Below are 7,284 nucleotides of genomic sequence, written 5' to 3'. Positions count from 1 at the left end.
CCATCCACCATCCAGCCCCTCGACGCCATTACGATCATTCTATCGAGGCGTCGCTACGACCGTTTGACGCCGCCGGGTAATACTTGATCCGCGCCTTCAGCAGACGCTACCAGTCGGCTTCAGTATTCTCGTTATGAGAATACCGGACCGCCTGTTCGGTAAATCCCCTAGAGAGGGCGCGGACGGTGAAATGCGCCCGGTGCGGCTGGAACCATTGGATGTGGTAACCCCTTCGCCCGAGCATGTCCGGCGCGTGGCCGAGGATTTTTCCTCAGTACCTGCGTGCATCACCATCCACCACAGTCGAGCGCCATTTCCTGCGACGGCTACTGCGTTTGGCTTTGGCGTTTGGATTGCTGTTCACGAGAAGCGCGGCGTGATGATAATTGGTGATCGATTGTCAATTACTCCCCACACGGGCGAGGCCGACCTGCTGCCTCTGAGAATCCCAATTGGTCGGTCGATCGGAGAAACCGTCTGGGAGTTGATTCGAAGCACGAATGGCCAAAAAGAATGATCGGATAAATCATGGAAGAGTGGGAGCAAGTAGGGATCGCGGTAAATCCGGCACTCCTGACTGCCATGCCGTCGGGCTATTCAATCCTGCTGGTCAGGATTCCAGTAGGCAGCGACGGCGGACCATGCCGTGGCCTGCAAAAGGCCACCTTCTCTGCCGTGCCTGCCGACGCTTCGACAGTCATCCGTGCTGCTCTCGGTCTACGGCGTCCGGATCTGGCCGGAATGGCAATCCATCACAACACTATTCCGATCGTCCGGTCACTTCGCGCATTAAGACTTAGTTGCCAGATTGCGTACACCAGTCACCGAAGCTCTACTCTGATCTCCGACATTGAACTTATTCCGGACGATCAAGTTTCTCTTGATTTGACAGTTGCGCATGTCGACGAACACGAGGATCAACCAATGTGGGAAGTACACGACGGGGAATCATTCGACCACTGGCGGCGCAGTCAAACCCGATGGTGTTTATTGCGCCGTGCGGATGTGCAATCGTTTCGCTGCCAGACGGAGAAATGTCCGATCGATCCGCGTGCCTCTCGCATCAAATACTGGCGGGAGGCTCTAACGTGGAACGCTCCAAAATCGAAGATCGGGACGGGCTCGACTTTCGACAGATGGATACGATCTTGCACGGGAAAGATAAGGTGGCTATCGCCTCAGTGCTTGGTGAAAGGTACGGTATCCAAATTCCTCAGGAGAAGGTGGAGATCATGAGCCTATCGGCTTTCCAGACGGTAGCCCTCATCCTGTTTCAGGAGTGCGGCTGACACGCGAGCACGCGTGGGTTGCTGTATCACGGATCACCGCCAGTCCGCCGACCCTCACCGCGACGGTTGCAGTCGTGCTACGCCTCGATTGCGTGCAAAAATGCAGGTCAGACGGGGTGCTACTACGGTCGATTTGCGTAGCCATCGTTGATCCACGCCAGCTGGCTCGTGGACGCGCCGAGGCCACCCTGGGCGACGCGGTGGTGCAGGGTCGGCAACGCGACGTTGAGGATCGTGTTGTCGAGCGCGATCACCGCCAGGATCGCGCACAGCACGGCCAGCGCGACCCAGCGCACCCGGTGGATCCGGTCCCGCTCACCGAGCGCGCGGCGATGCTCCCTCGCGCGCTCGCGCAGCGAACCGGCGCCAGGGCGGGTCAGGCCGGATCGCCGGTCGCTCGGACCTGGAAGATCGTGTCGCCCATCGTGCGCACCAGCCGGGCGCCGGGCAGGTCGACGCCGAACTGGGCGGCCAGGTCGATCGCGTGCCGCAGGTCCTTCTCCAGCACGGCGGACGCACCGGCGAAACGGTCGTGGTCCTCGTCCATGCCGGTGATCACCCGACGCGCCTCGAGGATGCCGAGGTAAAGGTCCGACTGGGTGGACAGCGCGCCGGTCGCTCTGGTGACCTCGGCCAGCACACCATCGCGGACCCCGGCGGCGCGGGCGACCTCCGTGGCCTCGTAGGTGGCGAGATAACTGAGGTAGATCATTGCGTTGTGGGAGAGCTTTGCGGCGGCGCCACTGCCAAGCGGGCCGGCGCGCAGGACACGGCTGCAGTACGTCCGCAGGGCTGGTTCGAGCGCGTCGATCGCCTCGTCGTCACCACCCGCGAGGGTCCACATGGTGCGCGCGCGCACGCCGGCCTCGCCCGTGCCGGCCGCGGGGGTGTCGATCAGGGTGACATCATGCCCGGCGGCGAGTTCCGCGAACTCGCGCACGGCGTCGGGGAGCACGGTCGAGATCAGCCCGACCACGTGCCCCGGCTTCGCGCCGTCGAGCAGCGAGTCCTCGCCGCGCAGCACGTCGGCCGCCTGCTCCGCGGTGCGCACGCAGATCAGCGTGACGTCGCTGGCCGCCGCGACCTCGGCCGGACTACCGAGCGCCGTCGCGCCGGCGGCCACCGAGGGTCCCGTCGCGGCGGGCACGGTGTCGTACACGGTGGTCGTCAGACCGCTGGCGGCCAGCTGCTCCCCGATCGGCCCGCCAAGGTTGCCGAGCCCGATCATCCCGACCCTCGCCATGAGGCCATCGTCACACATGCCGCGGATCGGGCATCCGATCCGGCGCGGCTGCGCGGCCGCTGCCCGCGCCCGGCCACACCGGTCCGACATGCGGCTTCGTGGCCGCTCGCACCCGGCCTGCGCTGATCATCCTTGTCGATCGGGGTGGCTCTGCCCTGGCCGTGACGCGCCACGGGCAGGCAGCGGTAACACGCTCGCGGTGGTGGACCGACGTACCGTGTCGTCGTCGTGTCGGCGGTCGGTCGCCGTGTCGGCGGTCGGTCGCCGTGTCGGCGGTCGGTCGCCGTGTCGGCGGTCGGTCGCCGTGTCGGCGGTCGGTCGTCGTGTCGGCGGTCGGTCGTCAGGTCGGGTCCGTCGTCACGTCGGGGTGGGGGGCCCGCCGTGACCGGCCCAGGACGGTCGCGACCCGGACGGGAGGCACATCGTGACGGGACCCGGCAGCATGCCCGCCGCCGATCGCCCGGCGGTCCGCTACGCCCTCGAGGGGCCGGTCGCCTGGCTGACGATCGACCGGCCGGAACGCCGCAACGCCCTGTCCGCGGAGGTGCGCGCCGGACTGTGGGCAGGGTTTCGGCGTTTCCGTGACGACGACGGCGCCGCGGTGGCCGTCCTCACCGGCGCCGGGGACAAGGCGTTCTCCGCCGGCGGTGATCTCAAGGAGATGGCGACCGAGACGCTGCGCGTCCCGCCGCCGGACTACCTGCCGCAGCTCGGGCGCAACATCGAGATCGACAAGCCGGTCATCGCCGCCGTCAACGGCGTCGCCTACGCCGGCGGGTTCCTGCTGGCCCAGTGCGCCGACCTCGTCGTCGCCGCCGAGCATGCCCGCTTCGCGATCACCGAGGTGAAGGTCGGCCGGGGCACCCCGTGGGCGGCGCCGCTGCCCTACCTGCTGGCGCCGCGGGTGGCGATGCACCTGCTCCTCACCGGCGAGCCGATCTCCGCCCAGCGGGCCCGCGAGCTGGGGCTGGTCAACGAGGTCGTGCCGGCCGAAGGGCTGCGGGCGGCGGCGGGTGACCTCGCCCGGCGCATCGCGGCGAACGCGCCGCTGTCGGTGCGGGCGGCCAAGAAGACCGTCGGCCTGCTGGCCCGCTACCCGTTGGAGCAGGCTTTCGAGGTGGCCGAACGGCTCTGGGAGCCGGTGTACCACAGCGACGACGCGCAGGAGGGCCCGCGGGCGTTCCGCGAAGGACGCCCCCCGGTCTGGAAGGGACGCTGAGATGGTCGGTGACAGGCGGCCGGTGCGCATCGCGAACTGTTCCGGTTTCTACGGCGACCGCCTCGACGCGGCCCGGCTCATGGTCGACGGCGGCCCCATCGACGTGCTCACCGGCGACTACCTCGCCGAGCTGACCATGCTCATCCTGTGGAAGGCTCGCGCCCGCGGCGGTCCCGGCTACGCCCGGACGTTCGTCGACCAGGTCACCGACGTGCTGGGAACGTGCCTGCAGCGGGGCATCCGGATCGTCACGAACGCCGGCGGGCTCGACCCCGCCGGGCTCGCCGCGACGGTGGCGAGGACAGCCGCCGAGCAGGGGTTGACCCCGAGGATCGCCCACATCACCGGCGACGACCTGGCCGGGCGCCTCGACGAGCTGACGGCGGCCGGTGAACGTTTCACCCATCTCGACACCGGGCGCGACCTCGCGGACGCCGGCGTCGAACCGGTCACCGCCAACGCCTACCTCGGTGGCTGGGGCATCGCCGCCGCGCTCGCCGGCGGCGCCGACGTGGTCGTCACCCCGCGGGTCACCGACGCCTCCCTCGTGCTCGGCCCCGCCGCCTGGTGGCACGGCTGGGCGCGCACGGACTGGGACCGCCTCGCCGGCGCGGTCGCCGCCGGGCACGTCATCGAGTGCGGCCCGCAGGCCACCGGCGGCAACTACGCGTTCCTCGAGGAGATCACCGACGCGCGCTACCCGGGCTTCCCGATCGCCGAGGTCGCCGCCGACGGCTCCAGTGTCATCACGAAGCATCCCGGCACCGGCGGACTGGTCTCCGTCGGCACCGTCACGGCCCAGCTGCTGTACGAGATCGCTGCGCCCGACTACCCCGGCCCGGACGTCACCGCCCACTTCGACACGGCGCGGCTGGTCCAGCGGGGCCCGGACCGGGTCTCGCTGGCCGGCACCCGGGGCAGTCCGCCCACCAACCGGCTCAAGGTCGTCCTGAACTACCTCGGCGGCTACCGCAACACGATGACGCTGGTCCTGACCGGTCTCGACATCGAGCGCAAGGCGGCCTGGGCCCGCCGGGAGCTGTTCGACCTGCTCGGCGGCGAGGAGTCGTTCGACGAGGTGGACGTGCGGCTGCTGCGCTTCGACCGGCCCGACGCCGAGTCCAACGCGCTCGCGACGGCGCAGCTGCGGATCACCGTGAAGGATTCCGATCGCGCCCGCGTCGGGCGGGCGTTCTCCAACGCGACCCAGTCCCTCGTGCTCGGCAGCTACGCGGGCGTGCACACCACCACGACACCGACCGCCGAGAGCGCCTACGGCGTGTACTGGCCGGTGACCATCGACCGCCGCGCCGTCGAGCAGCGGGTGGTCTTCGACGACGGCACGTCGGCCGCCATCACGCACAGCCCCGCCGCGACCGGTCCGGCGGCCGCGCCCATCGGGACTGTGCCGGCGCACGCCGAGGAGCCGGTAGCGGACGAGTTCCGCCGTCGGCTCGACGAACGCCGACGCCTCCAGGATGGTGACGCCGTGGCGCAGGCAGGCGTCGATCGTGGCCCGCTCCAGCGCCGACTCGCTCGGGCTGTGGATGAGGTTGCAGGCGAACGGCGCGCCGGCGGCGTCGCGGACGATCGCGGCGAGCGCCTCGTCGACCCGGGCCGGCAGGACCCCGGCCGCGCCGAACGAGGCGAGGAACCCGGCGCGGGCCAGCGCCGCGACCATCGGCGCCGAGGCGATGCCGTTGGCCATCGCGCCGGCCATGTAGGCGTAGCGCACGCCGTGCGCGGCGCGGAAGGCCGGGTCACCGAGCGCCGTCGCCGGCCGGGGACCGACGGCGGCCAGCACCTGCCCGCCCGCCGCGACGACCGTTGCCACGTCGGCCGGGTCGCCGCTGGTCCGCACCCGGCCGGCGTCCCGCAGCACGTAACAGGGCCGGTCCAACGCCAGCAGGTCGCGGTACGCCCCGCCGGCACCGGCGGAGGGCCGGGTGGGGGTCGGCGGGGGTGCCAGGGTCACCATGCCGGGGCTCCGTTCTCCCGCAGCTCGACGGCGATGTCGAGGCATTCGTAGATCCGCAGGCCCGGCTTCCAGACGCTGGCGTCCGCGCTCACCCGCACCCGCCCGGCGCCGCGGCGCACCTCCTTGAGGTGCACCTCGAGGCGCGTCTCGCCGTCGGTCGGCAGGAACTGGCCGCGGTACTTCCAGGTGAACGCCGCGCCGACCGGGATGATGAACGCCGGGTCGACCAGGCCCGCCGCGTGCGGCGAGTCGAGCAGCCACTCCTGCATCGCCTGGACGACCGTCTCGATGCCCAGCGAGCCGGGGATGACCGGGTCGAGGGTGAAGTGCCGGGCGAAGAACCAGTCGTCCGGGTCGATCGCGCGCACCGCGTGCAGATAACCCTGGCCGTAGCGACCGCCACCGTCGACGACGTCGACCGTGTCGAGCAGGGCCAGATGGTCGCGGGCGACCAGGCGGGCGGCCGGGTCGGCGCGGCGGGCGGCGACGTCGATCGTGCGGGTCACCGGCCGCGGTGCCACCGAGTCCAGCCACGTCGGGGAGAACTTTCCCGCGTCCAGGCCGGTCTGGTTCGCCAGGGCGCTGTCGCTGAAGTAGCCGAACAGCGTCTCCCCCTCGTAGAACGGCTCGCCGTCGACGGACAGGGTGTAGCCGAAGTTCTGCAGCGACGAGCCCGGCATGTCCGTGGTCGACAGCAGCTGCGAATGCTGGCGGATGGTCGCGTCGCGCAGGTCCACCTCGCGCAGCACCGTCGCGGTGCCCCCGAGGTTGCGCAGACTCGTGACAGCCGCCGGGTCACCGAGGGTGGCCCCCAGGTAGTAGCCGACCATCAGCGCCGCCTGCAGCGACGTCTCCATGTAGACGCAGTTCGGCATCGACGCGTTGGCGGTGTCCGCGAAGTACCAGGAGTCCGCTGGCGCGTCGTACTCGGTGATGTGCCAGGCGTCGCCGGCGAGTGTCGCCGGGTCACGTCGGGTGCCGTGCAGTTCGAGGACCCGGTCGACGAGCAGCAGTCCGCCCGAGGGCAGCCGGGTCGCCTTGCGCCCGGTGTAGCCGGCGAACTCCGGGCCAAGTGCGATCGCCTGGTCGCCGCGGCAGAAGTGGGCCATGTGGAACTCGCCCAGCATCGCCCGGTCGCCGAAGCGGTTGCGGCGCCCGAGCCAGCGCGCCGGCCGGCCGCCCACCTCGGGTCCGACCGGCAGCCCGTCGCCCTCACGCAGGCCGACGACGACATCGACGACCCGCGCCACCACCGCGCCGTCGCCGCCCGGGGCGACGAGGCGCAGCTCGGCGTCCGCCCGCAGCCAGGGCCGGGGCACCAGCTCGAGGTCGGCGATCTCGACGACGAGTTCGACCTCGCCGCCGCCGTCGCCCGCGCGGACGATGCCAGGGGCGCCGCTGTCGGCGGGCCGGCCGGTGGCCACGGCGGCGTCCTCGACGAACCGCGCGTGCGGCAGGCACAGGTGCAGGCCCAGGTAGACGGCGAACAGCCGGGCCGCCTGGACCACGGCGGCCACCAGTTCGGCGTCACCGGACAGGTGGCCCGCCGCGAGGC

At 70.6% G+C, this 7,284-nt stretch carries 7 protein-coding genes; 4 read left to right on the top strand and 3 right to left on the bottom strand.

The genetic code is table 11. The features are described 5' to 3' along the window. The first annotated feature begins 133 nt into the window (after positions 1–133). Together MXD58_RS15990 and MXD58_RS15985 are read left to right on the top strand one after the other, a co-directional pair. On the top strand, positions 134–517 hold the full coding sequence (locus tag MXD58_RS15990) for a hypothetical protein (protein ID WP_248840422.1): 384 nt from the start codon (positions 134–136) through the stop codon (positions 515–517). A gap of 571 nt (positions 518–1,088) precedes the next feature. Then, positions 1,089–1,289, top strand: coding sequence for a hypothetical protein (locus tag MXD58_RS15985; RefSeq protein ID WP_248840423.1), 201 nt, complete (start codon positions 1,089–1,091; stop codon positions 1,287–1,289). A gap of 122 nt (positions 1,290–1,411) precedes the next feature. Here the strand turns inward: MXD58_RS15985 and MXD58_RS15980 are convergent, their stop codons facing one another. Then, positions 1,412–1,585, bottom strand: coding sequence for a hypothetical protein (locus MXD58_RS15980; protein WP_248840424.1), 174 nt, complete (start codon positions 1,583–1,585; stop codon positions 1,412–1,414). 80 nt (positions 1,586–1,665) lie between these two features. Continuing rightward, positions 1,666–2,532 carry an NAD(P)-dependent oxidoreductase gene (locus tag MXD58_RS15975; RefSeq protein WP_248840425.1) on the bottom strand — a complete coding sequence of 289 codons (867 nt, stop codon included), beginning with the start codon at positions 2,530–2,532 and terminating at the stop codon, positions 1,666–1,668. Between the two features lie 424 nt (positions 2,533–2,956). Here MXD58_RS15975 and MXD58_RS15970 point away from each other — a divergent pair, with 424 nt between their 5' ends. Together MXD58_RS15970 and MXD58_RS15965 are read left to right on the top strand one after the other, a co-directional pair. Next, positions 2,957–3,751 carry an enoyl-CoA hydratase/isomerase family protein gene (locus MXD58_RS15970; RefSeq protein ID WP_248840426.1) on the top strand — a complete coding sequence of 265 codons (795 nt, stop codon included), beginning with the start codon at positions 2,957–2,959 and terminating at the stop codon, positions 3,749–3,751. Between the two features lies 1 nt (position 3,752). Then, positions 3,753–5,780: an acyclic terpene utilization AtuA family protein gene (locus MXD58_RS15965; protein WP_250609467.1), complete on the top strand. Its 2,028-nt coding sequence runs from the start codon at positions 3,753–3,755 to the stop codon at positions 5,778–5,780. Here the strand turns inward: MXD58_RS15965 and MXD58_RS15960 are convergent. Continuing rightward, positions 5,723–7,284: hotdog family protein (locus tag MXD58_RS15960; RefSeq protein WP_250609466.1), on the bottom strand; the 1,562-nt coding region annotated here is incomplete at its 5' end. The genes MXD58_RS15965 and MXD58_RS15960 overlap by 58 nt on opposite strands.

Origin of the sequence: Frankia sp. AgKG'84/4, assembly GCF_023242965.2 — a bacterium.
GTDB lineage: Bacteria > Actinomycetota > Actinomycetes > Frankiales > Frankiaceae > Frankia.
Note: the sequence above shows the minus strand (reverse complement) of the source record. Positions and strands in the feature narration are given on the sequence as shown.

Excerpts from the sequence above, each read along its gene's own strand:
- MXD58_RS15965 (WP_250609467.1), top strand. The coding sequence starts at position 3,753 with ATGGTCGGTGACAGGCGGCCGGTGCGCATCGCGAACTGTTCCGGTTTC.
- MXD58_RS15990 (WP_248840422.1), top strand. The coding sequence starts at position 134 with ATGAGAATACCGGACCGCCTGTTCGGTAAATCCCCTAGAGAGGGCGCG.
- MXD58_RS15975 (WP_248840425.1), bottom strand. The coding sequence starts at position 2,532 with ATGGCGAGGGTCGGGATGATCGGGCTCGGCAACCTTGGCGGGCCGATC.